Annotated in this window: 23 protein-coding genes; 11 read left to right on the top strand and 12 right to left on the bottom strand. The window is 67.2% G+C overall.

Annotated features, from left to right (window positions below; all coding sequences use genetic code 11):
• Window positions 1-19 precede the first annotated feature (19 nt).
• The 5 genes from BN973_RS16140 to BN973_RS16120 are packed head-to-tail and all read right to left on the bottom strand — an operon-like array spanning window position 20 to window position 6,616.
• On the bottom strand, window positions 20-784 hold the full coding sequence (locus tag BN973_RS16140) for an SDR family oxidoreductase (RefSeq protein ID WP_036469345.1): 765 nt from the start codon (window positions 782-784) through the stop codon (window positions 20-22).
• A complete protein-coding gene (locus BN973_RS16135) occupies window positions 781-1,845 on the bottom strand; it encodes a 3,4-dihydroxy-2-butanone-4-phosphate synthase (RefSeq protein WP_036469344.1) in 1,065 nt (354 codons plus the stop codon). Before BN973_RS16135 ends, BN973_RS16140 begins: the two co-directional genes overlap by 4 nt.
• A gap of 22 nt (window positions 1,846-1,867) precedes the next feature.
• On the bottom strand, window positions 1,868-2,923 hold the full coding sequence (locus tag BN973_RS16130) for an alpha/beta fold hydrolase (protein WP_036469343.1): 1,056 nt from the start codon (window positions 2,921-2,923) through the stop codon (window positions 1,868-1,870).
• 22 nt (window positions 2,924-2,945) lie between these two features.
• Complete coding sequence (locus tag BN973_RS16125; RefSeq protein WP_036469342.1) at window positions 2,946-5,480, bottom strand: FAD-binding oxidoreductase; 2,535 nt, start codon at window positions 5,478-5,480, stop codon at window positions 2,946-2,948.
• A 26-nt stretch (window positions 5,481-5,506) separates the two neighbouring features.
• Window positions 5,507-6,616, bottom strand: coding sequence for an LLM class flavin-dependent oxidoreductase (locus tag BN973_RS16120; protein WP_036469341.1), 1,110 nt, complete (start codon window positions 6,614-6,616; stop codon window positions 5,507-5,509).
• A gap of 223 nt (window positions 6,617-6,839) precedes the next feature.
• Between BN973_RS16120 and BN973_RS16115 the strand changes: the two genes are divergently transcribed.
• From BN973_RS16115 to BN973_RS32195, 4 genes are read left to right on the top strand one after another with little or no spacing between them, the layout of a single operon-like run.
• Window positions 6,840-7,781, top strand: a complete 942-nt coding sequence (locus BN973_RS16115) for an enoyl-CoA hydratase (protein ID WP_036469340.1) — start codon at window positions 6,840-6,842, stop codon at window positions 7,779-7,781.
• Window positions 7,782-7,791: 10 nt separating this feature from the next.
• The gene (locus BN973_RS16110; RefSeq protein ID WP_036469336.1) at window positions 7,792-9,024 is read left to right on the top strand and encodes an acyl-CoA dehydrogenase; all 1,233 of its coding nucleotides are present in this window, start codon (window positions 7,792-7,794) and stop codon (window positions 9,022-9,024) included.
• A 6-nt stretch (window positions 9,025-9,030) separates the two neighbouring features.
• A complete protein-coding gene (locus BN973_RS16105; protein WP_036469335.1) occupies window positions 9,031-10,107 on the top strand; it encodes an acyl-CoA dehydrogenase family protein in 1,077 nt (358 codons plus the stop codon).
• Between the two features lie 6 nt (window positions 10,108-10,113).
• The gene (locus BN973_RS32195) at window positions 10,114-13,248 is read left to right on the top strand and encodes a long-chain-fatty-acid--CoA ligase (protein ID WP_084163418.1); all 3,135 of its coding nucleotides are present in this window, start codon (window positions 10,114-10,116) and stop codon (window positions 13,246-13,248) included.
• A 7-nt stretch (window positions 13,249-13,255) separates the two neighbouring features.
• Here the strand turns inward: BN973_RS32195 and tpx are convergent, their stop codons facing one another.
• Window positions 13,256-13,753, bottom strand: a complete 498-nt coding sequence (gene tpx / locus BN973_RS16095) for a thiol peroxidase (RefSeq protein ID WP_036469333.1) — start codon at window positions 13,751-13,753, stop codon at window positions 13,256-13,258.
• Window positions 13,754-13,862: 109 nt separating this feature from the next.
• Here tpx and BN973_RS16090 point away from each other — a divergent pair, with 109 nt between their 5' ends.
• Together BN973_RS16090 and BN973_RS16085 are read left to right on the top strand one after the other, a co-directional pair.
• On the top strand, window positions 13,863-14,813 hold the full coding sequence (locus BN973_RS16090) for a GlxA family transcriptional regulator (RefSeq protein ID WP_036469331.1): 951 nt from the start codon (window positions 13,863-13,865) through the stop codon (window positions 14,811-14,813).
• 18 nt (window positions 14,814-14,831) lie between these two features.
• On the top strand, window positions 14,832-15,587 hold the full coding sequence (locus tag BN973_RS16085) for a DJ-1/PfpI family protein (protein ID WP_036469329.1): 756 nt from the start codon (window positions 14,832-14,834) through the stop codon (window positions 15,585-15,587).
• Here BN973_RS16085 and BN973_RS16080 read toward each other — a convergent pair.
• Window positions 15,584-16,063, bottom strand: a complete 480-nt coding sequence (locus BN973_RS16080) for a nuclear transport factor 2 family protein (RefSeq protein ID WP_036469328.1) — start codon at window positions 16,061-16,063, stop codon at window positions 15,584-15,586. The genes BN973_RS16085 and BN973_RS16080 overlap by 4 nt on opposite strands.
• Window positions 16,064-16,121: 58 nt before the next feature.
• On the opposite strand from BN973_RS16080, the gene BN973_RS16075 reads away from it, so the two are divergent.
• Window positions 16,122-16,889, top strand: a complete 768-nt coding sequence (locus BN973_RS16075; protein WP_036469327.1) for an SDR family oxidoreductase — start codon at window positions 16,122-16,124, stop codon at window positions 16,887-16,889.
• Between the two features lies 1 nt (window position 16,890).
• Here BN973_RS16075 and BN973_RS16070 read toward each other — a convergent pair whose 3' ends face one another.
• The 3 genes from BN973_RS16070 to BN973_RS16060 are packed head-to-tail and all read right to left on the bottom strand — an operon-like array spanning window position 16,891 to window position 20,184.
• Window positions 16,891-17,643: a YqjF family protein gene (locus BN973_RS16070; RefSeq protein WP_036469326.1), complete on the bottom strand. Its 753-nt coding sequence runs from the start codon at window positions 17,641-17,643 to the stop codon at window positions 16,891-16,893.
• 27 nt (window positions 17,644-17,670) lie between these two features.
• Window positions 17,671-18,327 (bottom strand): hypothetical protein, encoded by a 657-nt coding sequence (locus BN973_RS16065; protein ID WP_036469325.1) that lies wholly within the window; start codon window positions 18,325-18,327, stop codon window positions 17,671-17,673.
• Between the two features lie 39 nt (window positions 18,328-18,366).
• Window positions 18,367-20,184, bottom strand: coding sequence for a fatty acyl-AMP ligase (locus BN973_RS16060; RefSeq protein ID WP_036469324.1), 1,818 nt, complete (start codon window positions 20,182-20,184; stop codon window positions 18,367-18,369).
• Window positions 20,185-20,279: 95 nt separating this feature from the next.
• Between BN973_RS16060 and BN973_RS16055 the strand changes: the two genes are divergently transcribed.
• From BN973_RS16055 to BN973_RS16045, 3 genes are all read left to right on the top strand, one after another.
• Window positions 20,280-20,657: a hypothetical protein gene (locus BN973_RS16055; protein WP_036469322.1), complete on the top strand. Its 378-nt coding sequence runs from the start codon at window positions 20,280-20,282 to the stop codon at window positions 20,655-20,657.
• An 89-nt stretch (window positions 20,658-20,746) separates the two neighbouring features.
• Window positions 20,747-22,153 (top strand): TIGR00366 family protein, encoded by a 1,407-nt coding sequence (locus BN973_RS16050; RefSeq protein WP_036469321.1) that lies wholly within the window; start codon window positions 20,747-20,749, stop codon window positions 22,151-22,153.
• Window positions 22,150-23,709: an allophanate hydrolase gene (locus BN973_RS16045; protein WP_084163417.1), complete on the top strand. Its 1,560-nt coding sequence runs from the start codon at window positions 22,150-22,152 to the stop codon at window positions 23,707-23,709. The genes BN973_RS16050 and BN973_RS16045 overlap by 4 nt, the downstream gene beginning before the upstream one ends.
• A gap of 26 nt (window positions 23,710-23,735) precedes the next feature.
• On the opposite strand, the gene BN973_RS16040 is transcribed toward BN973_RS16045, so the two are convergent.
• Together BN973_RS16040 and BN973_RS16035 are read right to left on the bottom strand one after the other, a co-directional pair.
• Window positions 23,736-24,821, bottom strand: coding sequence for a serine hydrolase domain-containing protein (locus BN973_RS16040; protein WP_036469320.1), 1,086 nt, complete (start codon window positions 24,819-24,821; stop codon window positions 23,736-23,738).
• Between the two features lie 33 nt (window positions 24,822-24,854).
• The gene (locus tag BN973_RS16035) at window positions 24,855-26,018 is read right to left on the bottom strand and encodes a serine hydrolase domain-containing protein (RefSeq protein WP_084163416.1); all 1,164 of its coding nucleotides are present in this window, start codon (window positions 26,016-26,018) and stop codon (window positions 24,855-24,857) included.
• A gap of 180 nt (window positions 26,019-26,198) precedes the next feature.
• Here BN973_RS16035 and BN973_RS16030 point away from each other — a divergent pair, with 180 nt between their 5' ends.
• Window positions 26,199-26,663, top strand: a complete 465-nt coding sequence (locus BN973_RS16030; RefSeq protein ID WP_036469319.1) for an SRPBCC family protein — start codon at window positions 26,199-26,201, stop codon at window positions 26,661-26,663.

The raw sequence follows: 26,663 nt of genomic DNA, 5'->3' as shown, positions 1-26,663 counted from the left end.
TATGTCTGGCGGCATGAGATCACCACAGCGCGGCGATGGTTCCGCCGTCAGCGATCTGAGTGGTTCCGGTGATCATCGACGCATCGTCGGACAGCAGGAACGCCACGATGCCGGCCATCTCTGCCGGTGTGGCCATCCGCCCCTGCAGGCGGGCGATCATCTCGAGCGCGCCGCCTTGCCCGAGTGCTTCGTCGAACATCGTCATCGCGGTCTGTTGCATCGGGGTGTCGACGAAGGCCGGCAGCAGCGCGTTGGCGCGGATGTTGGACGAACGCAATTCCGCGGCGGTGATCCGGCTGAGATGGCTGATGCCGGCCTTGGACATGCCATACGCCCCGGTGCCGCCGACCGCGATATGACCGGCGAGCGAGGACATGTTCACGATCGCTCCCCCGCCCCGCTCGATCATTCTGGGCGCGGCATGTTTGGTGCACAGCCATGCCCCGCGCAGGTTGGTCGCGAGGACGCGATCGAAGTCCTCGACGGTGGTGTCGATCAGCGACGCCATGTGCACGATGCCGGCGTTGGAGACCAGTTTGTCCACACCGCCGAACGACGTCGCGCAGGCCTCGACCATGCCGATGACCTGTTCCTCGTCGCTGACGTCGACCCGGTGACCGATTGCGCCAGAGCCGATCTCGGCCGCGGCGGCCGCGGCGCCGTCGATGTCGGCGCACAGCACGCGACAACCCTCGGCGGCGAGCCGTTGCGCCACCGCGAGGCCGATCCCCGCGCCGGCGCCGGTGACGATCGCGGCCTTGCCGGCCAGATCCGGATGGCTCAACCCGCAGCCGCCAACGTTGTAGTTCCGATGCCGCGCTCGCGAATTGCCCCGAACATCACCAGGCCCAGTCCGGGCATGTCATCGGAGAGTTTGAGGGCATACAGCCCGAGATCGCGCAGCATCCACGCCACGGTCTCCGGCATCGGGTCGGCACGCCGGGGGAACAGCCCGCACGCCCGCGGCGGTCCGGGCGGACGCAGGTAGATCACCACGCCGCTGCCCCGGGCCGACATCTGGGCCAGCGCGCCATTGAGTTCGCCGCCGCATCGGCACGCCTTCGAGCCGAACACATCCCCGGTCAGGCATTCGACGTGGACGTGCAGCGGCACCGGCACTCCGGCCCCGGCCGAGCCGACGATCATCGCCAGATGCTCGCCACCATGGTGGGCGTCGCGGAAGCCGATAACGCGCGAATCGCCCGCCCAGGTGGGCAGGACGGTCTGCGTCAGACGTGTCACCTGAGGTTCGGTGCGCCGCCGATACGCCACCAGCTCCTCGAGCGAGACGACGGGCAGCCCGTGTTGGACAGCGAACTCCGTCAACTCGGCACCGCGCGCCATCAGCGCGGGGTTGCGCCGCGAGACGATCTCGCACAGCGCGGCCGCGCGCCGCCGTCCGGCGAGACCGGCGAGGTCGACGGCCGCCTCCGCGGCCCCACGCCGGCCCAGCACTCCATCCGTGCCGGCCCGCAGTGGGACCACGTGTCCCGGGCGATGGAAATCCGAGGGCCGCGAGGCGCCGGCCGCCAGCGCGGCGACGGTGCGGGCGCGATCCGTTGCCGAGATTCCCGTGCCCGTCCCGCGCACGTCGACCGACACGCACAGCGCGGTGTCCCGGTGACACATCGGCGGCAGATTCAGCCGCTCGCATTCGGATTCCGGCAGCGCCACCCGCACATAGCCGGAGGTGTGGCGAACCATGAACGCCAGCAGTTGTGGCGTTGCGGCGTCGGCGGCGAAGACAAGGTAGCCGTCGCCGTCCGAATCGCCTTTGACGACAACGGATTGTCCCGTCGCGATCGCCGTGATCGCGCGCAGCACGCGCACGTCGGTGGTTTTCATCCGTGCTCCCCCGCCATTCTCATCACCCCAGCCCGGCCAGGAAATCCAGCAGCAACCGGTTGGTCTGCTCGGGCGCCTCCTGTTGAATCCAGTGCCCCACATCGGCAATCATGTGGGTCCCTCGGTAATTCGGCATCACTTCGGCTGCCCGCTCGACGGCCTCGGCGCCCCAGGTGGTGCCGACGTCGTACTGCCCGCCGATGAACAATGCAGGCGGCGTCAGCGGTTTGCCTTCCTGGTCGGCCAGGTCGTGCCAGTCGTTGTCGATGTTGTGATAGAAGCTCAACGGCCCACCGAAGCCGGAGCGCTCGAACTCGGCGGCGTAGAAGTCGAGATCGGCGTCGGTGAGCCAGGCCGGCATGGTTTCCGGATAGATGAAGGCGTCCTTGAGTTTTGCGCCTTCGGCCATGCAGAGCGGGCCGGCGCGGATCACGTCGATCGGATCCATCGACGCCAAGTCGACGCCCGCATCGACTGCTGCCTTGGTGGCGGCGATCATGCCCTCGCCGGAGACCGTGTAGGTCAGCCCGAGCAGCCACCCGCGGACGTCCTCCTCGATTTCGGCGATGATGCCGTCCTGTGCGGAGAAGTAATCCTGGTACCACACCCGGCCTTCCCCGGCGAGCGCGACGTGATAGTCGTTGGGGCGGTGCTCGCCAAAGGGGCAGCCCGGCAACCCGATCACGCCACGTCCCGCGAACGGAACGCTGATCCCGACCACCCCGGCGCAGCTGTGCGGGTGCAGCCATGCGAAGGTCCACGCGACCGGCGCACCCCAGTCATGACCTATCACGACGGCACTGTCGGCACCGCAGGCGTCGATGACGCCGAGGACGTCGCCGACCAATTCCTTGATGCGGTAAGCCGATTGGACCCGGTACTTCGACGAACGCCCATAGCCGCGCTGGTCGATTGCCACCACCCGATAGCCGGCGGCGGCCAACACGGGAATCTGATTACGCCACGAGTACCAGGATTCGGGAAAGCCGTGCAGCAGCACCACCAGCGGGCCCTCGCCGTCTTCCACGGCATGAATCCGAGTGCCCCGGCAGTCCAAGAATCGGTGAACCTGCGACATCTTCGCCTTTCTTGTGGGGGATCTAACGGGTGTGGCCGGGAGTCGAACTACCAACGGCGACAAGCGGGTTCGCGTGGTCCACGGGGGGTGCCGCGCGATTTTCGTAGTTGCGGGCGATCAGCGTTTTTTGGCCCGCCAAGCGCGTCCGCGCCCACTTGCCGATGACGCGGCCGGCGATTCCGGGGGTCATCAGCGCCAGCGGTGGTTTGACGAGGTGCAGGACGGCCAAGAATTCGCGATAGGTGTCGAGGTCGTCGTGCACCAATTCCGTCAGGCGATCCATGTACCAGGTGAGTATGCGGAAATAGAAGGGACGCTTCTTGTCCACGTCTTTCATCCAGTCGAAGCGCAGATTCTGTTCGCGGATCACGAACCACGCCGTGTGGGCCATCTTGGCGATCGTCTTGTAGTAGCGGCGCGGAAGATCGTGGTGACCCGGGCCGTATTTGGCCAGCAGCACCTGCATCTCCCGAACTTCCTTGAGCGCCAGGCTCATACCCAGGCCGGACACCGGGTCGGCGCTGGTGTACGCGTCGCCGACGGCCAGCAACGCGCGCGGCAGCTGGCGCTTGCGCTCGTAGTGCAACCAGAGCATGTTCGGATAGCGGAAGTTGTAGATCGGCGACGCCGGTTCCAGCCCGTCGATGTTCTCTCCCACGATCGGGGAGGGCATCAGGTCGGCGAATTCGCGGAACTCCCGGGCGGTGCGCGGCGGCGAGTAACAGTTGTACGCCACCAGGGAGGTGGACAAGATGGTGCGCGAGCTGTCGGTGTAGTACTGCGCGGCGTAGGTGTCCTCGTAGGGGCGGTACGCGTAGCAGATCACCATGACCTTGTCCTGCCACTGCCGCTCCGGCGGAACCCGGTGCTGCATCGTCGAGTAGAAGCAGTTGATGATGTCCTGCTCGACCTCGGGGGCCCCGATGCCGATGCGGTCCAGGAATTCCGGGACGCGGGTGTTCTTGCCGGATGCGTCGACGACGAATTCGGCCGGCACCACCTCGAAATCGCCGTCCTTGCTGACGGCCACCCCGACGATGGCGTTGTTCGCCCGGTCGTAGACCAGGTCGTCGACTTGCGACTCGTAGCGGAAGTCTATCCGCGGCTCGTCGTCAAGGCGCCGTCGTACACACCACTCCAGCAACGGCCGTCCCGCACAGACGATTTCGATGTCGCTGGTGCCGGGCTTCTTCCAGCTGCCGCCCAACCGGATTCGGTACTGAGCTGCCATGTCGACCTTGAAGGCGCCCTCGCGCACCATGTCGTCGACGATGCCGGGGAAGAATCGCTCCAGCTCGATCTGGCCAGCGGTCAACAGGTGGTGCAGGTGCCAGCCCTGGGCCGCGCCCGGCCTGCCCTCGCGGCGGCGATGCGGATCGTCGGCTTCCAGAACGATGACCCGGTCGAAGGTCTCGGTGAGCACCTTCGCCGCGGCGATGCCCGCAATGCTGCCGCCGATGACGACCGCGGTCCCGCGACCACGCCTGCGCACCTCGGCGATGTCGATGCCGGCGTGATCGAGGCGAACCGGACTGCGGCGCCGCGCCGCCCCGCTGGGAACGAACTTCTCGTAGTAGAGCCCGACGCGGTGGAATCCGTTGTTGTCCAGCCAAGTTCGGGTGGCTTCGACCATCGGGGCCGGACCGCACAGATAGACGTCGGCATCGCCGCCGGACAGCATTGCTTCGTTCAGCAGATCGGTGACAAGGCCGGTCGGTCCGTTCCAGTCCGGATCCGGGTGCGCGACGATGACGCGCACCTCCACCGCGGGCACCCGGTCGGCCAGCGCCTTGAGTTCGTCGAGCTTGCACAGGTCTTCGCTGGAGGTCACGCCGTAGAGCAAGGCGACGGGATGGGCGGTATCGGCGGACAGGCTCTGCGCCATCGCCAGGATCGCCGACAGCCCGGTGCCGCCGGCGACCAAAATCACCGGCCGAACGACGGGGCGCAGACCGAAAGTGCCTTTACTGCACCGCAGGGCGATATGGTCCCCGGGCCTGGCGCGATCGCGCAGATAGTTCGACATCACGCCGTCCGGAAGCAGTCGGATGATGAATTCCAGTTCCCCGCTTCCGTCCGCGGGATGCGCGTAGGAGTAGTTGCGCCAGGTGTTGGTGCCCGGCACCTGCAGTTGGGCGAACTGGCCCGCCTGGTAGCGCAGCGCCCCGGTCTTCGACGCCACCTTTACCCGCAGCACCGCGGTGCTCGGCGACAGCAAGTCAACCCCGGTCACCGCACCGTCGCAGGCCACCAGGCGCGCCGCGTTGTCGTCGGCCGGATACTGCAGTTCGATCCGGCAATCCGAGGTGGCAAACGTCTGGCAGGTGAGGATCTTTCGTGCATCCCGTTCCACGTCGGACAGACCTTCGGTGCGGCCCATCTCGTACTGGCCGGCAGTGCAGGTGGCGACACAGGTGCCACAGATTCCGCTTTGGCATTCGCTGACGATGGCCACGCCGTGTTCCTCGGCGGCATCCAAGACGGTCTGGTCGGCCCGCACCGTCATCGCTTTGTGCGTGCCGTCCGAATACCCGACGGTGACTTCGCGATCCGCCATTGGTTCGCCCTTCCGGCCAGGTATCGCTAGACGATCGCCGCTACGGGCTTCTTGGCAATGCGCGCGTTGAGCCGGGGCATGACTTCTTCGGCCAGCAGCCGCAGTGACTCGTTCCACGGGCCCGGGTTGTCGCTGTAGTCGAATCCGAGCACCAGCAGGTGGCCGAATCCGCCGACCTGGTCGTAGGTGGCTTCGAGTTTGTCGACCACTGTGTCCACCGAGCCGACCACGAAGGTGTTCTCGGCCAGGTATTCCGCCGTCACGTCGTCGTCGGCCACCGAGGGATGGTGTTTGTAGAACTTGGTCATGCCGAACATGCGGAACGTCGGCAGCACATATTCGCGCATGGCACGTCCCATCGTTCCGTCGACGGCGTAACGGAACGCCTGCTCGTCGGTCTCGGCGACGAAAACCTCACGGACCAAGCGCCAATCACGACGGTCGGGGGTGCGGCCGCCGCGTTCGGCGCCTTCCAGCACCGCATCCCAGTGCGTCGCCACGTATTCGGTGTTGAGGTCGAGGCTCATCGGCAGGTAGCCGCGCTCGCCGGCCAGCTTCAGCGTCTCGGAGCCCGCGCTGAAGCCCGTGACCCCGATGGGGGGATGCGGCTTCTGGAACGGCTTGATGTGACGCTTCATCAGGCCCTCGAACATCGGCGCGATTCCGTTGGCGTTCCAGTACTTCCCGCGGTGTTCCCAGGGTTCGTCCTCGGTCCAGATGCGCAACATGATTTCCAGGGCTTCCCGAGTCATCTCGCGGTGCTCGCCGTTCTTTCCGTCCACGTCGTACAGTGCCCAGTCACCGGGGATTCCACTGGCTCCCACGCCCAGCATGAATCGGCCCTGCGCAAGGTGGTCGAAATAGGCCACCCGATGGGCTAATTCGACCGGGTGATGGTACGGCAGCAGATGCGCGCCGGGCGCAAGCTTGATGGACTTCGTCCGCAGCAGCGCCTGCGCCAACAGCAGGTCGGGGGCGCAGATCGGCTCCCAGGGCACGGTGAAATGCTCCCCGACCCACGCTTCGACGTACCCGAGTTGATCGGCCAGTTCGATCATGTCGAGGTCCCATTGGGTGGCGTCGTAGAGGCTCCGCTCCGGTGGATGGGCCGGCATCAGGAATATTCCGATCTCCATGGGGCAACCCTTCTGCGTTTCTCGTTAGCCGCGCGCCTGCTGCTGTAGGTATACCACAGTACTAGCAAGATACTTCGCTACACACAAGAGCCAATTTGCATGCGAATTTACCGATATTGTGCTTGTGTCAGCGCGTATTGGCTATGGACATCTTGTGGGAGTGCCGCGTAACCTCGCTCAGGTCACCCGTTCGAGCGCGCGGTTAGCGGTAAAAGGAGGCGCCATGAACGTCAACGGACTCCATCCGGTCGGTCGCCGGGAGAGTTCCGCGCCGCACTTCGACTTCATCGGATACGAGACATTCGACGACGGTCGGATCGCCGCGATCACCCTGGATCGCCCCAAACAGCGCAACGCGCAGACGCGCGGCATGCTGGTCGAGCTGGACGCCGCCTTCGCGATCGCCGAGGCTGACGACGCGGTCAGGGTCGTGATCCTGCGGGCGGCGGGGCCCGCGTTCTCGGCGGGACACGACCTCGGGTCCGCCGACGATGTGCGGGAACGCTCGCCGGGCCCGGGTCAACACCCCACCTATCAGTGCAACGGTGCGACGTTTGGTGGGGTGGAGTCCCGCAATCGTCAGGAGTGGCATTACTACTTCGAAAACACGAAGCGGTGGCGCAACCTGCGCAAGATCACCATCGCGTCGGTCCACGGCACGGTCCTGTCGGCGGGCCTGATGTTGGCCTGGTGCTGCGACCTGATCGTGGCAAGCGAGGACACCGTGTTCGCCGACGTGGTCGGCACCCGGCTGGGCATGTGCGGGGTCGAGTATTTCGGCCATCCGTGGGAGTTCGGCCCGCGCAAATCGAAGGAGCTGCTGCTGACCGGCGACTGCATCGGAGCCGACGAAGCCCACGCCCTGGGGATGGTCAGCAAGGTGTTTGCGGTGGATGAATTAGCTTCCAGCACAATCGACTTCGCGCGGCGAATTGCCAAGGTGCCCACGATGGCGGCGCTACTGATCAAGGAGTCGGTGAACCAAACCGTCGATGCGATGGGTTTCACCACAGCGTTGGACGGATGTTTCAAGATCCACCAGCTCAACCATGCCCACTGGGGTGAGGTCACCGGCGGAAAGCTGTCCTACGGAACGGTCGAGTATGGACTCGACGACTGGCGCGGGGCGCCGGAGATCTTGCCCGCATCCAAGCACCACCCCTGAGACGGCATCCGTGGACATCACCTACCCGCCCGAAGCGCAGGCTTTCCGGTACCGGATTCGCGCCTTCCTGGCCGAACACCTCCCACCCGGCTGGCCGGGGCCCGGGGCGTTGCCGGCGGCCGAGCGGGAAGCGTTCGGATTCCGCTGGCGCCGGGCCCTTTCGGCCAATGGCCTGGTCGCCGTCTCGTGGCCGACCCAGTACGGCGGGGGTGGCCTGTCCCCCATCGAGCAGGTCGTGCTGGCCGAGGAGTTCGCCCGGGCCGGTGCCCCGGAGCGGGCCGAAAACGATCTGCTGGGCATCGATCTGCTGGGCAATACGCTGATCGCGCTGGGGTCCGAAGCCCAGAAGAAGCATTTCCTGCCGCGGATCCTCACCGGCGAAGATCGGTGGTGCCAGGGCTTCTCGGAGCCCGAGGCGGGCTCCGATCTGGCGTCGGTGCGCACCCGGGCGGTGCTCGACGGCGACGAGTGGGTGATCAACGGGCAGAAGGTCTGGACGTCCGCCGGTCTGACCGCCAACTGGATCTTCGTGCTGGTGTGCACGAATCCCGGCGCGCCCAAGCACCAGGGTCTGTCCTTCCTGCTGGTGCCGATCGAACAACCCGGCGTCGAGGTCCGCCCGATCGTCAACGCGGCCGGACACTCGTCGTTCACTGAGGTCTTTTTCACCGATGCCCGCACCGGGTCCGCCAACGTCGTGGGCGGGGTGGGGAACGGATGGTCGACGGCGATGACGCTGCTCGGATTCGAACGCGGCTCGCACGTCGCCACCGCGTCCATCGAATTCGGCCGCGACCTCGAACGGCTCCGCGAGCTTGCCCGCAAGCGCGGAATGAACACCGACCCGCATATCCGGGATGGGTTGGCGTGGTGCTTTTCCCGGATACAGATCATGCGGTACCGGGGCTACCGCGGGCTTACCTTGGCGCTGAACGGGCAACTGCCCGGTGCCGACGCCGCGATCACCAAGGTCATCTGGAGCGAATACTTCCGGCGCTATACCGATCTCGCCGCCGAAATCCTGGAACTGGATGCGCTCGGTCCGGCGGGCCCCGGCAACGGCGGCGCACGCCTGGTCCCGGAAGCGGGCACGCCGAACTCTGCCGCCTGCTGGATGGACGAGCTGCTCTACGCCCGCGCCGCCACGATCTACGCCGGAAGCTCGCAAATCCAGCGAAATCTGATCGGCGAGCAACTCCTCGGGCTTCCCAAAGAGCCGCGCCGGGAAGCCAGACAAGGCTGACACCGAATGGACTTCCGTTACAGCACCGAACAAGACGACTTCCGCGCGTCGCTGCGCTGCTTCCTTAGCGAGCACACCCGCATGCGGGAAGCCCCCCACGACGAGCGGCTCTGGAAAAGGCTGTGCACCGAACTGGAACTGCCGGCGCTGCACGCGCCACCGGAATACGGGGGTATCGGCGGCACCCTTGTCGAGACCGCGATCGCGTTCGAGGAGCTGGGCCGCGCGCTGGCCCCCGTCCCCTTCGCCGCGACGACGTTCGCGGGCGAGGCGATTCTGCGGCTGGGTGATGACGAGCAACGCAAAAGCCGGTTGCCCGACCTGTTTTCCGGCGAGCAGATCGGCGCGTTGGCGGCCAGCGGCCATCGGGTGACCGATGCGTCCGCGGCGACGGTGCGCGCCCAGCGCCAGGGCGGTCGCGTCGTGCTCACCGGCGAGTGCACCCCGGTGTTGCATGGCGGCGTGGCCGATCTTTTCGTGGTGCCGGCAGTGGTCGAGGGCACCGTGCGCCTGCACGTCGTCGCCGCCGACGCTCCCGGGGTCACCGTCATTTCGCTGCCCTCCTTCGACATCACCCGGCCCGTCGCCACGCTGCACCTGGACCAGGCCCCGGCCGATGCCCTGGCCGCGGGCACGCCCGACGACGTGCAGCGGGTGCTGGACGTGGCGCGGGTGCTGCTGGCCGCGGAGATGCTCGGCGGCGCCGAGGCGTGTCTGCAGCTCTCCGTCGAATATGCCTGCAGCCGCGAGCAATTCGGCCGCCGCATCGGATCGTTTCAGGCGATCAAGCACGCGTGCGCCGAGATGCTGATCGAGATCGACGCGACGCGCGCGGCGGTGATGTTCGCCGCTATGAGCGCGGCCGGCGGCGACGAGCTACACATCGCGGCTCCGCTGGTGAAGGCCCAGGCCGCCGACACCTACGTGTCGTGCGCCGGCGCAGCGATCCAGATCCACGGCGGCATCGCCTTCACCTGGGAGCACGATCTGCACCTGTACCTGCGTCGGGCCAAAAGCACCGAGGCGCTCTTCGGCAGCAGCACGCGGAACCGGGCGCTGCTCGCCGACCGTGCGGGCATCTAGGAATCCGTGGCTCACACCGGTATCACGTTCAGCGACGTGCTGGCGCGCCACGCCCGGGTGCGGCCCGATGATCTTGCGTTCGTCGATTCGCGCCGGCGGTGTACCTTTGCCCAGCTCGACGAACGCGTGACGCGGCTGGCGAACGTGCTGTCGGTGAACGGGGTGCGGCCGGGCGACCGGGTCGCGGTGGTCGGCCTGAATTGCCTTGAGCTGATCGAAGTCTGGCTGGCCACGTTGCGCCTGGGGGGCGTTGCGGTGCCGGTGAACTTCCGTCTGGTCTCCGACGAGATCGCCTATGTGCTCGCGGACAGTGGCGCGGTCGTCGTGGTCGCGGACCGGGCCTGCGCACCGGCGGTCGCACGGGCGCGCGGCGGCGTGCCGTCGGCCCGAACCGTGCTGACGATCGGTGACGGCCTGGACGAACTCATCGCCGCGGCAGCCGGTGTCGCGCCGGACGTCACGGTCGCCGACGAGGCGCCCGCGTTCATCATGTACACCTCGGGCACCACCGGCTTTCCGAAGGGCGCGGTGATCACCCATCGCAATCTGTACCTACATGCCGTGAGTGTGATCGCCACACTCGGTCTGGGCCGGGACGACAACTGCTGGATGGCGCACGCGCCGCTGTTCCACGTCGCCGGCGTGTCGGGGATGTTCCCGACGTTCCTGACCGGCGGCACGGTCGTCGTTCCACCATCGGGCGGCTTCGACCCCGAGGCCACCATGCGTCTGATCGTCGACGAGCGGGTCACGTCGTGCTGGATGACGCCCGCGCAGTGGCAACTGGTCTGTGCGCTGCCAGACCTTCGGTCCCGCGACCCGCACCGGCTGCGCCGGGTGTGGTGGGGCGCGGCGCCGGCGTCAACGACATTGCTGCGCACGATGTTCGACACTTTCCCGCACGCCGAGGTAATCGCCGCGTTCGGGCAGACCGAGTGCAGCCCGATCACATGCCTGCTGCGCGGCGAGGACGCGCTGCGCAAAATCGGATCGGTGGGCACCCCGATGCTCGGTGTCGAGGTCCGCATCGTCGACGACGAGATGCACGACGTTGCCCCGGGCGATGTCGGCGAAATCGTCTACCTGGGACCGCTGGTGATGAAGGAATACTGGAACCGGCCCGTCGAAACCGCCGAGGCGTTTCGGGGCGGCTGGTTTCACTCCGGTGACCTGGTCCGCCAAGACGGCGACGGCTACATTTATGTCGTCGACCGCAGGAAAGACATGATCATCTCGGGCGGAGAGAACATCTACAGCGCCGAGGTCGAGAACGTCGTGGCAGCGCACGACAAGGTCGCCGAGGTCGCGGTCATCGGTGTGCCCGACCCGAAATGGGGCGAGATCCCGATGGCGGTGATCGTTCCGTGCGATCCCGCCGATCCGCCGACCGACGCCGAGATCGAGACGCACTGCCGCGCGCACCTCGCTGCATACAAGCGTCCCCGCCGCGTCGTGATCGCCGAAGCCCTGCCGCGCAACGCCAACGGCAAGGTGCTCAAGAACGAGTTGCGTCGCCGGTACGCCGCCCTGGACTCCTACGACGCCGGTCCGGTCGACACTCCCCTGCTCGAGGAAACGATCGGGACGAATCTCGAGCGCACCGTGCTGAAGTACCCCAATACCGAGGCGCTCGTCGATGTGGCCGGCCGCCGGCGGTGGACCTACGCCGAACTCAACGCCGAGATCGACTGTGTGGCACGCGCTTTGATGGCCGTCGGCATCAAACCCGGGGACAGGGTCGGCATCTGGTCGCCCAACTGCCCGGAATGGACCATCCTCCAGTACGCCACGGCCAAGATCGGGGCGATTCTCGTTTCGGTCAACCCCGCGTACCGCACCCACGAGTTGTCGCACGTGCTGCGCGATTCGCAGACTCGGCTGCTGGTGTCCGCGACGACCTTCAAGACCTCCGACTATCGCCGCATGATCGGCGAGATACGGGCCGAGCTACCCGGATTGGCGGACGTCGTGTTCCTGGGCACCGACGACTGGGAGCGACTACGGCAGCGCGCCGACGCGGTAACCGGCGACGAATTGCGCTGCCGGATGGACGGACTCGACCCCGCTGACCCGATCAACATCCAATACACCTCGGGCACAACGGGTTCCCCCAAGGGCGCGGTCCTGTCACACCGCAACATCCTCAACAACGGGTACTTCGTCACCGAATGCATCGGGCTGCGGCCCGCAGACCGGCTGTGCATCCCGGTGCCCTTCTACCACTGCTTCGGCATGGTGATGGGCAACCTCGGCTGCACGACGCACGGCGCCACGATGGTGATTCCGGCGCCCGGTTTCGATCCCGCCGCGACACTGGAAGCCATCGAGAAAGAGGGCTGCTCGGGCCTGTACGGCGTGCCCACCATGTTCATCGCCATACTCGGCCACCCCGACCTGGCTCACCGCGACGTGTCGTCACTGCGTACCGGGATCATGGCCGGCGCATCCTGCCCGGTCGAGGTGATGAAGCGGTGCGTGGCGGACCTGCACCTGTCGGAGCTCTCGATCGCCTACGGCATGACGGAGACGTCCCCGGTGTCCTGCCAGACCCGGATCGACGACGACCTCGAACACCGCACCGCCACCGTGGGCCGGGCTCATCCGCACGTCGAGATCAAGGTCATCGACGCCGGCACCGGCGAGCTCGTCCGGCGGGGGCGGCCCGGCGAGCTGTGCACCCGCGGCTACTCGGTGATGCTGGGCTACTGGCACGATGACGACCAAACCCGCGACGTGATCGACCACGACGGCTGGATGCACACCGGCGATCTCGCGGTGATGCGCGACGACGGCTATTGCGCGATCGTCGGGCGCATCAAGGACGTCGTCATCCGCGGCGGCGAGAACGTCTATCCGCGCGAGATCGAGGACTTCCTGCACACCCATCCCGACATCGATGACGTGCAGGTCGTCGGCGTTCCCGACGCCACGTACGGCGAGGAGATCTGTGCCTGGATCAAGATGCGGCCGGACCGCCGGCCGTTGGACGCCGACGCCGTCCGGGCCTTCTGCACCGGGAAGCTCGCGCACTACAAGATTCCCCGCTATGTCCACATCGCCGACGAGTTCCCGATGACCGTCACCGGGAAGGTGCGCAAAGTCGAGATGCGGGCCGAAACGGTCCGACTGCTCGGACTGTGACCCGAAGCTAGCCGCCCAGCGCCGCGAGCGCCGCGTCGTAGTCGGGCTCCTCGGCGATTTCGGGCACCAGCTGCGCGTAGGCGACGTTGCCGTCGGCGCCGATCACCACGACCGCCCGGCCCAGCAGCCCCGCCATCGGGCCGTCGGCGATCGTGATGCCGTAGTCCTCGCCGAAGCTGTCCCGGAACGCCGACGCCGTGGTCACGTTCTCGATGCCCTCCGCGCCGCAGAACCGCTTCTGCGCGAACGGCAGGTCCTTCGACACGCACACCACGGTCGCACCGCCCGCGGCGGCACGCTCGTTGAATGTCCGCACGCTGGTCGCGCATACCGGGGTGTCGACGGACGGAAAGATGTTCAGCAGCACGGGCTTACCGCCGAACTGGTCGCTGGTGACCGGGCTCAGGTCGGTGCCGGTCAAGTTGAAGGCCGGGGCTTTCGATCCGACGGCGGGAAGCTCGCCGACGGTGTTGATCGCATTTCCACGCAGGGTTATCTGTGCCATGAGCACAGTCTGCCAAGGCCGGATACGCGGCCCGGGGTCAGGTCCGATGTCCTGATTCGTGGGGTACTAGGCCTAGACGACATGCCTCGGCGCGGCCAACACTGAATCCATGGTTCGTAAGGTCGTTATCGTCGGCTTTCCGGGTGTCCAGGCACTCGACGTCGTCGGGCCGCACGACGTGTTCACCGGCGCGGCACTGCTGACCGGCGGTGGCTACGACGTCGTCGTGGCCTCGACGGACGGCCAGCCGATCACCACCGCGACCGGCCTCGCGTTCGTCGGCACGCCGCTGCCGGACCCGGACGACGGGATCGACACGATCGTGCTGCCCGGCGGTGGTGGCGTCGACGCGGCCCGGCAAGACGCGGACCTGGTCGCCTGGATCAAAGCCGCCGCGGGCAGCGCGCGCCGCGTCGTCACCGTCTGCACCGGCGCCTTCCTTGCCGCCGAGACGGGGCTGCTGGACGGCTGCCGCGTGACCACCCACTGGGCCTTCGCCGAGCGCCTGGCCAATCAGTTCCCGGCCGTCGAGGTCGATCCCGACCCGATCTTCGTGCGGAGTTCCGATCGGGTCTGGACGGCCGCGGGCGTCGCCGCGGGCATCGACCTCGCGCTGTCCCTGGTCGAGGACGACCACGGCACCGAGACCGCGCAGACCGTTGCCCGCTGGATGGTTCTCTATTTACGCCGCCCCGGCGGGCAGACCCAGTTCGCGGCGCCGGTGTGGATTCCGCGTGCCAAGCGCAGCTGCATTCGCGAGGTGCAGGAGGCCATCGAGGCGCACCCCGGCGCCGCGCACAGCATCGGCGAATTGGCCCGCCGCGCGACGATGAGTCCGCGTCATTTCACCCGGGTGTTCACCGACGAGGTCGGCGAGGCGCCCGGTCAGTATGTCGAACGCGTCCGCACCGAAGCGGCGCGCCGCCAGTTGGAAGAGACCGACGACACCGTTGTCGCGATCGCGGCCCGGTGCGGCTTCGGCACCGCGGAAACCATGCGGCGCAACTTCATTCGTCGTATCGGCGTCTCGCCGGACCAGTACCGCAAGACGTTCGCCTAGTCAGAAAGGACCGCACCGATGCCCCAGATCGCCTTCGTGGCCTACCCCGGATTCACCGCGCTGGACATGATCGGACCGTACGAGGTGCTGCGCAACCTGCCCGGCGCGGAGGTGCGATTCGTCTGGCACGAACCGGGGCCGATCACCGCCGACTCCGGTGTGCTGGTCATCGGAGCCACGCATTCGCTGGCCGAAACCCCAACGCCTGACCTCATTCTGGTGCCCGGCGGCCCGTCGACTCCGGTGCACGCACGCGACGAGGTGTTGCTGGACTGGCTGCGCGCGGCGCACCGGACCGCGAGCTGGACGGCGTCGGTGTGCTCGGGCTCGGTGATCCTGGCCGCGGCCGGCCTGCTCGCGGGTCGGCGGGCGACGTCGCACTGGCTGGCGATCCCCATGCTGAAGGGATTCGGCGCCATTCCGGTCAGCGACGAGCGGGTGGTGCGCCACGACAACGTCATCACGAGTGCCGGAGTGTCCGCGGGACTCGACCTGGCGTTTTGGCTGGCCGGTGAGATCGGCGGCGAGGGTCGCGCCAAGGCGATCCAGTTGGCGATCGAATACGACCCGCACCCGCCGTTCGACTCCGGTCACATGTCGAAGGCCTCGGCAACCACGAAAGCCGCTGCCACCGCGCTGCTTTCCAAAGACAGCGCCAAGCCGGCCAACCTCAAGGCGACGACGCTGATCGCCTGGGATCAGGCGCTGGCCGCGGTCCGGTCACGCCGCCGCAAGCGAGCGCCGGACCTCGCCGCGGTTTCTCCGAAGGCCTAGTGCGCGTTGGGTTGCAGGAACTCGGTTGACGCGAACTGACCGCCGGCCTGCATCCAGGCGGCGACCGCGCCCGGCGCATCGCGGTTCGGGTTGTAGATGTCCTCCTCGCTGGAGAACAAGCCGTTGCCGGCGTAGACCAGCCGGGTCCAGTTCGGGAACCAGAACGGCTCCCCGTTCGGGTCGGTCGGGTGGTCGAGCAGATTCTTGATCATCATGACGACGGCGTCGTTGTCGTCGTCGTAGGCGATCCAGTCGCTGGGAAAGCGCATGTGCGGGAACGGGGCCATCACGGCAACGATCCATTCCCGCACCGCTTCGCGGCCGTGAAATATCCCGTAATGGTGTTCGATGTAGACAACGTCCTCAGTGAATAAATCCGCAAAAGGCGCCCAGTCGCCGGAGGCGCTGCACCCTTCCGCCACGGCTGTGTAGTGCTCGACGGCTTGCTCGATTTCGGCCCTGCTGAACTTGCCCATAGCGGACACACTAGAACGTGTTCTGGTTTTTGGTGGCCCGTCTGGATGGGGATATCGAATGAGCGTGCTGGACTTGTTTGATCTGCGCGGCCGGACGGCCCTGGTGACCGGGGCGTCCACCGGTATCGGCAAAAAGGTGACGGAGGCGTACCTGCAAGCGGGTGCGCAAGTGGCCATCGCGGCCCGGCATTCCGAGGCCCTGGACAAGGTCGCCGCCGAGCTCGCCCCGGCCCGCGGCCGGATCTTGCCGATCCCGTGTGACGTAACCCAACCCGATCAGGTGAACCGAATGGTCGACCGGGTGATCGCGGAGCTGGGCGGCATCGACATCGCCGTCTGCAATGCCGGGATCATCAATCTCAAAGCGATGCTGGACATGTCGCCGGAGGAATTCCAGGCCATCCAGGACACGAATGTGAACGGCGTATTCCTCACCGCGCAGGCCGCGGCCCGGGCGATGGTCGACCGGGGCCGCGGCGGCGCCATCATCACCACGGCGTCGATGTCGGGCCATATCATCAACATCCCGCAGCCGGCCGGCCACTACTGCACCTCCAAGGCGGCGGTCATCCACCTGACCAAGGCGTTGGCCGTCGAACTCGCGCCGCACAACATCCGGGTGAACAGCGTCAGCCCGGGCTACATCCTCACCGAGCTCGTCGAACCGATGGCGGAGTATCACCGGCTGTGGGAGCCCAAGATCCCGCTCGGCCGCATCGGCCGGCCCGAGGAACTCGTCGGCCTCTACCTCTACCTGGCCAGCGACGCGTCCAGCTACATGACCGGTTCGGACGTCGTCATCGACGGCGGCTACACCATCCCGTAATTCATCGGACAACGCAGGGGCGGCCGAACCGGGTTCGCACACCCGGTGAATACAGGCCCCGCAATCGATCACCGGCGCGCGGTACCCCGCTGGCATCGACCAACTCGTCACGCAGCTCGAGAACGTGCGCCGCGCGCAACGGCCACGGCCCGTGCTCGTTGGGCACCCACCACGTCCGGCCCGCCCGGCGGGTGTGCGCACCCCAGCGCGCGGTGAGCCAGACCTCCAGCGGAGTCGACGCCACCGGGTCGCCGACGGCGATGGTCAGCCGACTGCACAGGCCGCGGCGCGGCCACCGGCGCACGCTGTCATAGGTGAGGTAGTCGCCATCGCGAATCAACCGCATCCTCGCCCAGCTGTAGGGCACGCCCAGACCGATCCGGGTGACGGGAACGACGGCCAGCCGCGCGGTTTCCAGCGACCGGAACAGGACGCCGTGGCGCCCGGCGTCGTCGATCGAATACAGCCGCACGTTGGTCTCGGCGAAGCGGCCGAAGTACGGAAGCGGCAGCGCGGTACCGACTTTGGTGCCGGTCATCATGAACGGGACCAACGCCACGTAGGTCAGCCCGTCGGCGAAAACGTCGGGACGCGTCCCCGGTGGGTACAGGTGCGCGACGGTGCCGGGCTCGACCGGCCAATGCAGGAACGTCAGCTCACTCCACTGCTGGTCGAACGTGACCGGGCCGGGCAGCGGTGGTGGCGTGACGGGGTAGCCGGCGAGCGCCTCATCGGGTGGGCCGGGCATCGTCATCCGGTCATCGTGACATGCCGGCGCGGCCTAACCCTCGATCTCACCGGAGATCCCGCGCTCGATGCCGGCCTGCGTGGTGGCGGGCAACACGATCAGGCCGTCGAGCTCTTTGCGGGCCGACTCGTAGGCGTTCTGACGTTCCTGCGGCGCGGCGGCCGAGTCCGACGCCATCCGCAGCAGGCTTTGGGCGCGGGCGATCCGCTGCTGTTCATCGCGGGAGAAGTCGTTGCGGCCTCGCCGTATTGCCTCCGCCTCGGCGACGTTGAACGCCGTCACGTAGTCCTCCACCGCGACCTGATAGCGCGCGGCGGCCTCGCGGTCGTCGAGCAGATCCTCGGCTTTGACGGGCCGCAACAGGTCCGCGCGCAGCTTGGCCTTGTGAAAGGCGACGGTCAGCGGATCGCGCAGGTCCGTCATCAGCGGGAAGTCGAGCAGCTTGGCGAAGTCCAGCTCGTAGGACAGCCAGCGGGTATCGGTGTGGCGGTGCTCGTCGAGGATCCGCCGCAATGATCGCCACCGCGCGGCTTGACTGGTCGCGGCGGGTTCGGGCGGCGGCGCCGCGGGCTCTGTGGCTTCCGCGGCCCGGCGCTTGTTGGCGCCGAAGGCGCGCACGGCGCCGATGGCCAGGCCCACCAACGGCAGCAGCAGGATGAGGAACTCCACCAGCCGGATGACCAGACCCATATGGCCAGAATGCCACCGCAGAATCGTTCGACCGAGTTGCTAATGCTCGTTGAGGTACTGAGCGCGGCAGGCCAGCCGCGCCAGCTTTCCACTGGTGGTGCGGGGAATGGCGCCGGCCGGCAGCAAGCGCACGTCGGAAACGGTCAGGCCGTGGCGGTGCGACACCGCGGTCTTGATCGCCTCGATCGCCGGCCGCGGATCATCGCGGCCGGTGCCCGCCGCGCGCTCGGCCATGATCACCACGCCGCCGCCGTCCGGCACCGCGAAGGCCGTCACGTAGCCGCGCCGGACCATCGGCGACGCCTCGGCGGCGGTGGCCTCGATGTCCTGCGGAAAGTGGTTGCGGCCGTCGACGATCACCAGATCCGCGACGCGGCCGGCGACGTACAGCTCGCCGTCCAGATACATCGCCAAGTCGCCGGTCCGCAGCCAGCAGCTGTCGGCGGCCGAGCCTTCGGCGTGGCTGCCCCGGGCCAGCCGCGCTTGCAGGTGCGCGTGGAATGCCCGCTCGGTTTCCTCGGGGCGCCGCCAATAGCCCCGGCCGACGTTGTCGCCCTGCAACCACACTTCGCCGACCATGCCGTCGGGCAGCTCGGCGGCGGTGTCGGGGTCGACGATCACCGCCCGCAGGCTGCGGGCGGGCCGCCCGCACGATACGTGTGCCACCGCATTGGGAGCATCCGCACCCACCCGTACCGCGCGACCCGCGCCCAGCTGGTCGCGGTCGAGGTAGGCAACCTTGGCCTCGGCGGTTGGTTCGATCGTGGAGATCAGCAGCGTCGCTTCCGCGATGCCGTACGAGGGCTTGAATGCCGTGCGCGGCAACCCATAGGGCGCGAACGCCTTGTTGAACGTCGCGATCGCCTCGATGCTGACCGGCTCGGAGCCGATGATCAACACGACGTTGCTCAGGTCGATGTCGTCTCCGGCCGCCGGCAGGCCGCGCTGGGCCGCCCACTCGTAGGCGAAGTTGGGTGCGGCGGTGACGACGTTGCCTGCCCTCGACCCCGCCGCCAGGGCCTGAATCCATCGCTGCGGCCGGCGCACGAACGCGGTGGGCGACATCAGCGTGGAATGGCCGCCGTACACCGCGGGGAAGCCGATCATCGACAGCCCCATGTCGTGATACAGCGGCAGCCAACTCACGCCGTGGGTGTTGCGGTTCAGCAGATCGATCGACAGGATCATCTGCGTCAGGTTGGTGCCCACCGCGCGGTGGGTGATCTCCACGCCGACCGGCGGCCGGGTCGACCCCGAGGTGTACTGCAAGTGCGACACCCGGTCGATGTCCAGCGTCACCGGGACGAACGACTCCCCCGCCGAATCGGGGATCTGATCGATGACGACGACGTCCGGCTTGCGCAGCTGCCCGCACCGGATCAGGAACTCGTCGACCGCGTCTTTCGCCGCGGCCGTCGTCAACACCACGGTCGGCTCGGAATCGCGAAGCGCCGTCTCCAGCCGTTCGGCATGGCCCGGCAACTCGGGGGCGAACAACGGCACCGCGATGGTTCCCGCCTTGATCGCGGCGTAGAAGCCGGCGACGTAGTCGATGCTCTGCGGCGCGAGTACCGCCACCCGGTCGCCGTCGCCCGCGAACTGCTGGACGCGCGCGGCGATGGCCTGGAGGCGGACACCCAATTGGGCCCAGGTGATTTCGAGGGCGTGTCCTTCCGAGCGGGCGTAGTCCAGATAGCGGTAGGCGATGGAATCGCCGACGCTGTTGATGTTGCGCTCGATCAGCGAAATCAGTGTGGTGCCCGGCGGCAACGAGATCTCGCCGTCGGCGTCCAGGCAATCCTCTATTCGTAGCAGGCCTCTTGGAGCCACCGAATGCTGTCGGGGACCGTCGTCCATATCCGCAGTCTAGGTGCGCGGCGATACCGCCCTCGGGATTCAGCCGTCGGCTAGAGTCCGAGTCGATACCGCCGCGGGGGTCATGAGGAGCGACCGTGGACTCTGCCGATCAGCAGCCCGGGACCCGCGCCGACGCACTGGCCCGAGTGCTCGCCTACCGCACTCGCGGGCGGGCCAGGTCGATGCCGGTTCGGGTCGGCCTGGCCGTCCTGGGCGGGGTGTTGCTCGTCGCCTCCATACCGCTGATCGTGCTGCTTCCCGAAGTCGGGATCCCCGCGCTGCTGGTGGCCTTCCGCTTGCTGGCGGTCGAAGCGCTGTGGGCCGCGCGCGCCTACGCGTGGACCGACTGGCGCTTTTCTCAACTGCGGCAGTGGTTCGGCCGCCAGTCCCGCGCGGTGCGCGGCGCCATCGTCGTGAGCCTGATTCTGCTGGCGGTGGCAATCGTCGTTGTCTTTGTCTACGAGTTCATTTAAGGCCACCCGGCGGCAACCAATCTAGAGTTACCTGAGCGTTTCTTCAACGAGAGCACAACGCGGGCACGGCAGCACGGTGAAGGGGGCCAATGACGACCACCAAAGAGGAACATGTCGGACGTCGCGGCCTCATGCAGCGACTCACCATGCTCTGCGTTCGGTACGTCGAACGGTTGATGCCGGACCCGTATTTGTTCGCGATCATTTTGACTCTGATCGTGGTCGCGCTCGTTGCGTTACTCGTCCGGGGTGCTACGCCCACCGGGGTTCTCAAAGCGTGGTACGGCGGGGTATGGGGAGCGCAGAACATCTTCACCTTCGCGTTCCAGATGGTGCTGATATTGGTCACCGGCTACACGCTGGCCGAGGCGCCAATCGTGAAAAGGGCCATCGTTCGTCTCGCGAGTAAGCCGACCACCCAGGTGCAGGGAGCGTTGTTGTGTTTCGGCGTCAGCAGCGTCTTCTCGTTGCTGAATTGGGGACTGGGCCTGGTGGCCGGTGCGCTGGTGGCGCGTCAGGTCGCAAAGCGGCTTCCCCATGTGCATTTCGGCTATTTGATCGCGACCGGGTTTATGGGCTATCTGGTGTGGACGCAGGGCTTGTCGTCGTCGATCGCGCTGGCCAACACCGATACGACCAGCCCCATCAACGTGATTCACAAGATGACCGGGATGATCGTGCCGTTGAAGTTGACGATCTTCCAGCCCTACAGCTGGCTCGCCGTCATCGCGATGGTCGCACTGGTCGCCGTCACGATCTGGCGGATGGAGCCGAGTGAAAGCCTCGAACCCGATCCCGCGGTCTTCGACGAAGAGCCCGCACCGGATCCGCCGCAGGGCCCGCGGACGTTCGCCGAGCGGCTGGAGAACCTCTGGATTCTCAACGTACTGGTATTCGCCGCGGGCATAACGTATTTCGTGCTGAGCGGCTTCGCGCTGAACATCGCGTCGATGATCATGTTGTTCACCGTCACCAGTGCGCTGCTGCACGGCACGCCGATTCGCTTTATTCGCGCGTTTTCCGGCGCGGCGAAGGTGTCCGGCCCATTGCTGCTGCAATATCCGCTGTACGGCGGGATCGCCGGCCTGCTGGGGTATCTGCCGCCGGGATCGGGCCGCGCGCTGCAGACGGTGCTCGCCGAGGCCCTGGTGCGCGGCGCGGATCAATACACGCTGCCATTCCTGACATTCGTTGGCTCCGTGATCATTTCACTATTCGTCCCGTCCGGCGGCGGGCACTGGGCGGTCCAGGGGCCGATCGCGGTCGGCTCGGCGCTGGCCATCGGCCAGCACTCGGCGGCATACCTTGGACTGATCTCGATGTCGGTGGCGGTCGGAGAGGGTGTCGCGAACATGATTCAGCCGTTCTGGCTGTTGCCCGTGCTCGCGATCGCGAAGCTCAATGTGCGCCAGGTGATGGGCTTTACGGTCATTGCGTTCCTGATCGGTTTCGCGGTGTCCGGGGCCGCGGTCCTCATCGCGCCGCACGTGTTGTGACGTCGTCAGCGCCCAGCGCGCGGGTGACGGCCGCGTACCGCACCATCACAGAGGCGGACCGGCCCGAGGTCTGGATCACGCTGAGAGAACAGGCCGATGTGCTCGCCGACGCCGCGGCCGTCGAAGAACGCCTCGCCGCGGGAGAGCGCTTGCCCCTGGCGGGGCGGGTGGTCGCGGTCAAGGACAACATCGACGTGGCACGGCTGCCGACCACCGCGGGATGCCGCGAGTTCGCCTACCGGCCGGCAGCCACCGCGGTCGCCGTCGACCGACTCCGCGACGCCGGGGCCGTCGTGCTCGGCAAGACAAACCTCGACCAGTTCGGGTGCGGATTGGCCGGTACCCGTAGTCCCTATGGCGCCGTGCGTAATTCGCGTTGCCCGGACTTGGTCTCGGGAGGGTCGAGTTCCGGTTCCGCGGTCGCCGTGGCGCTGGGCATCGTCGACATCGGCATCGGCACCGACACCGCCGGATCGGTTCGGGTGCCCGCCGCACTCAACGGTCTGGTCGGAATCAAGCCCACCCTCGGCCTCATCCCCACCCACGGCGTCGTCCCGGCCTGCGCCAGCTATGACGCCGTCGGTGTGCTGGCAGCCGACCTCACCCTGGCCGCCACCGCGGTCGCCGTGATGGCCGGACCGGATCCACGCGACCCCCGCAGCCGCCCCTGGCCCGCCGACGTTCGCCTCGCCGCCCCCGGTGTGGCACGGCTGGCGATCCCGGAAGCCGCGAATCTCGCCGCACTCACCCCTGCCTATCGCGACGCATTCGAGCAGTCCGTGCGCGCCGCGGTGGCCGCCGGCCTGCACGTCGAGGCGATCGACATCTCCGCCCTGTTGGACGCTGCGCTGCTGCTCTACGACGGCGCGATCGTTGCCGAGCGATACGCGGCCGTCGGCGAATTTCTCGACACCGCACCGGCGAGCGCGGATCCCGTTGTCGCGTGGATCATTACCGCGGCGCGCGAGGTCACCGGTCCCGCCTTCGCCGCCGACCTGGACGCGTTGGCACGCGCGCGGGCGCAGGCCGCTGGGCTGCTCGACGGTTTCGACGCATTGCTGCTGCCCACCACCACCGAACATCCCACGCTGAGCGAGGTGGGCGCCGACCCCGTCGGGATCAGCCGTCGCATGGGCACTTACACCAATTTCTGCAATCTGCTCGACATGGCCGCGGTCACCGTGCCGGTCGCGCCGACGGCGGCGGGCACTCCGTTTTCAGTGACGATCGTGGTTCCCGCCTTCCACGACCAAATCGCCGCCGACATCGGTGCGCGGTTGATCGGCACCGCGTCGGGACTGTTGGCCCGAACCGGTGTCGAGCTGGCGGTATTCGGCGCCCACCTCCGGGGTCAGCCGCTGCACTGGCAGGTCGAGCAACTCGGCGCCCGGTTTGCCGAGCAGATCTGGACGACCGACGGCCGCCGGGGCGAATTGTTCCGGATCTCCGAAGCGGGCCTTGGCCGCTTCGCCGCGGCCCTGACCGCGCCGATGGCCGTGACCACCATCGAGCTGGAGGACGGTCGCACCGTTACCGGCGCCACGGCCATCGCCTGATTCTCACCAAAAGCGGTGGCGGAGCACTACATCCAGAGCTTTGCGATCGAACCGGCCAAGGCTTCCGGGTCTTGCTCGTCGGTGTTGCAGCTGATCGCGACGGACGTCGTCCGGTCCTTGCTCACCCGAAACGCCGAGACGAATCCGCCCCATTCGCCGTCGTGGTCGAGGGTTCCGTTGGCCAGCAAAAAGATTCCCGCGCCGTACTTGTCGCCGCCGCCCGGATCGGTGGGCACCGCCCCGCGCAACTGGGCGTCGAGCAAGCTGGCGCCGCCCACCCGGCCGGTTCGATAATTGTCGGCCCAACGGACCAGTTGCGTGGGCGTGGTCTGGATGCCGCCGTCACCGACCTGCTCCCAGCCGGTCGTGGTGGCGTGGTAGTCGTCGCTGTCCGCTTCATAGTTGATGGCCTTGCCGGGAATCGGTCCGGTCGGATCCACCACCATGGCCAGGCCGAGCGGATGGAAGATCTGCTCGGCAAGAAACTGCGGCAACGGTTGTGCCGAAACCCGGCGGACGATCTCGCCGAGCAGCAGGTAATTGGAGTTCGAGTATTCGAACTGGGAGCCGGGCGGAAACGTCAGCTTCGGCATGGCGGCCACGGCTCGCACCGCTTGCTCCTGGGTGGTGCGGTCGCCGAAGGCAAACCCCTGCGCCTCGAGCAGTTCCACGTAGTCGGGGATGCCGCTGGTCTGGTGCATGAGTTGTCCAACGTTGACGCTGCCGGCCCACGCCGGCAGTTCGGCCAGATGCTGGGACAGGGGGTCGTTGAGCGTCAGCTTGCCGGCATCGACCAGCAACAGCAGCGCGGTGGCGGTGAACTGCTTGGACACCGACGCGATGTCGAAGACCGTGTCCGAGGTGAGCGGGGCGTCGGTGGTCAGATCGGCCAGGCCGCGCACCCCTGTCCAGGTGACCGTGCCCTTGACGCCCACCGCGGCCGAGCAGCCCGGAGCCCCTTCGTCGATGGCGTCATCCAGCACTTTCTGGCTGCCCGCCTTGGCGGCGTCAATGTTGACCGGACCGGCGGAGGTGGTCTTCGGCGCAGCCTGCTGATCGCAGGCGCCGAGCAACAACACGATCGCGAGAAGGAGAACCGGCAGTTTCGCCATACCGTGAATGATGGCGGCTCCAGGCGCTATCAGCTACATCCAGAGCTTCGCTATCGAGTCGGCCAGGGCTTCTGGAATCTGGTCGTCGGTGTTGCAGCTGACCGCGATCGACGTCAGCCGGTCCTTGCTGACGCGGAATGCCGTCACGAAGCCGGGCGAGGCGCCGTCGTGGTCGAGCGTGCCGTCAGCCTTGATGTAGATGCCGGCGCCGTAGCGCACCGGGACGCCGGGGCCGATTTCCACCGCCCCCGCCAGTTGCTCCTCGAGCAGTTTGGGCCCGCCCACGCGGCCGGTTCGGTAATTGTCGCCCCACCGAACCAGCTGGCTGGGCGAGGCCTGGACCGCGCCGTCGCCGACCTGCTCCCACGCCGAGGTGGTCATCCGGTACCCTTCGCTGCCGCCCGCGTACGAGACGGCCTTGTGCGGAACCTCGCCGACCGGGTCCAGCACCATCCCCAGACCCAGCGGGCCAAAGATTTCTGCGCTGAGGAACTGCGGCAGCGGCTGCCCCGACACCCGGTGCACGATCTCGCCGAGCAGCAGATAGTTGGAGTCGGAGTAGCGAAATTGGCTGCCCGGCTTGAAGTTCAGCTGCCCCACCGCGGCCACCGCCTGCAACGCCTGTTCCTGCGTGGTGCGGTCACTGACCGCGAACCCCTGCTTCACCAGCAGCCCTTCGTATTCGGGGATGCCGCTGGTTTGGTGGATCAACTGGGCGATCGTGACGGTGCCGGCCCAGTTGGGGAATTCCGGCAGGTGTTTTGCGAGCGAGTCGTCCAGCGTCAGCTTTCCTGCGTCGGCGAGCAACAGGATCGCGGTGGCGGTGAACTGCTTGGACACCGAGCCGACATCGAACACCGTGTCGGGGGTGATCTTGTCGCCGGTCGCCGTGTCAGCGATGCCACGCACTCCAGTCCAGACGACGGTTCCCTTGGAACCCACCGCGGCCGAGCAGCCGGGCGTCGAAGCGTTGACCGCGTCTTCGAGCACCCGCTGGCTGTTGGCCTTGATCAGTGAGTTGTCGTTGGTCGTGACGACGGCGCTACCGGTCGGGGTGGAGTTGGCCGCGGGAGTACCGGGTGGCCTGCCACACCCGCAGAGCGATACGACGACCGCGCACACCGCCAGCGATACTCGCGCGCGCCGACGCAGTATCGCGGCATGCCCGTCGACGTCAGAAGGCAGGCTTGAAATCATCTGTCCACCAATATTTTTCGTCACGCTTCGGAATTTCCGCCCGGAATCGGGCCTCGGTCCGCGATAACCACCCGGACCCCCACAGGGTGAGTATGCACGCGGGGTGCCCATCGTGGGCCGGATTTACCCGCCTCGTCCATCGGCCCGAGTCCATTGCTCGAGGCGGTAGGGTACGCGGCTATGTCGGGTCGCAAGTTTTCGTTCGAGATCAACCGGACCAGTAGCGCGCCTGCCGCCACGGTGTTCCGGCTGCTGGCCGATGGTGCGAGTTGGTCGAGCTGGGCCAAGCCCATGGTTGTGCACTCGAGCTGGGCGCGGCACGGCGACCCGGCGCCGGGCGGTGTCGGCGCGATCCGCAAGATCGGGATGCCCCCGATGCTGGCCCAGGAGGAGATCGTCGAGTACGAGCAGGATCGCCGACAGGTCTACAAGCTGGTCGGGCCGTCCCCCGCCAAGGATTACCTCGGCGAGGTGGTCTTGACGCCGAACGCGGCCGGCGGCACCGACATCCGGTGGTCGGGTTCGTTCGTCGAGCGAGTTCGCGGAACCGGCCCGGCGACGCGCGCAGCGCTGGGCGGTGCGGTCAAGCTTCTCGCGGATCGGTTGGTGAAGGCGGCCGACCGCGAATCGGGCGGCACCCGCTAG

Origin of the sequence: Mycobacterium triplex (assembly GCF_000689255.1) — a bacterium.
Lineage (GTDB): Bacteria > Actinomycetota > Actinomycetes > Mycobacteriales > Mycobacteriaceae > Mycobacterium > Mycobacterium triplex.
The sequence above is the reverse complement of the archived record's forward strand: the minus strand, read 5'-3'. Positions and strand labels throughout refer to the sequence as shown.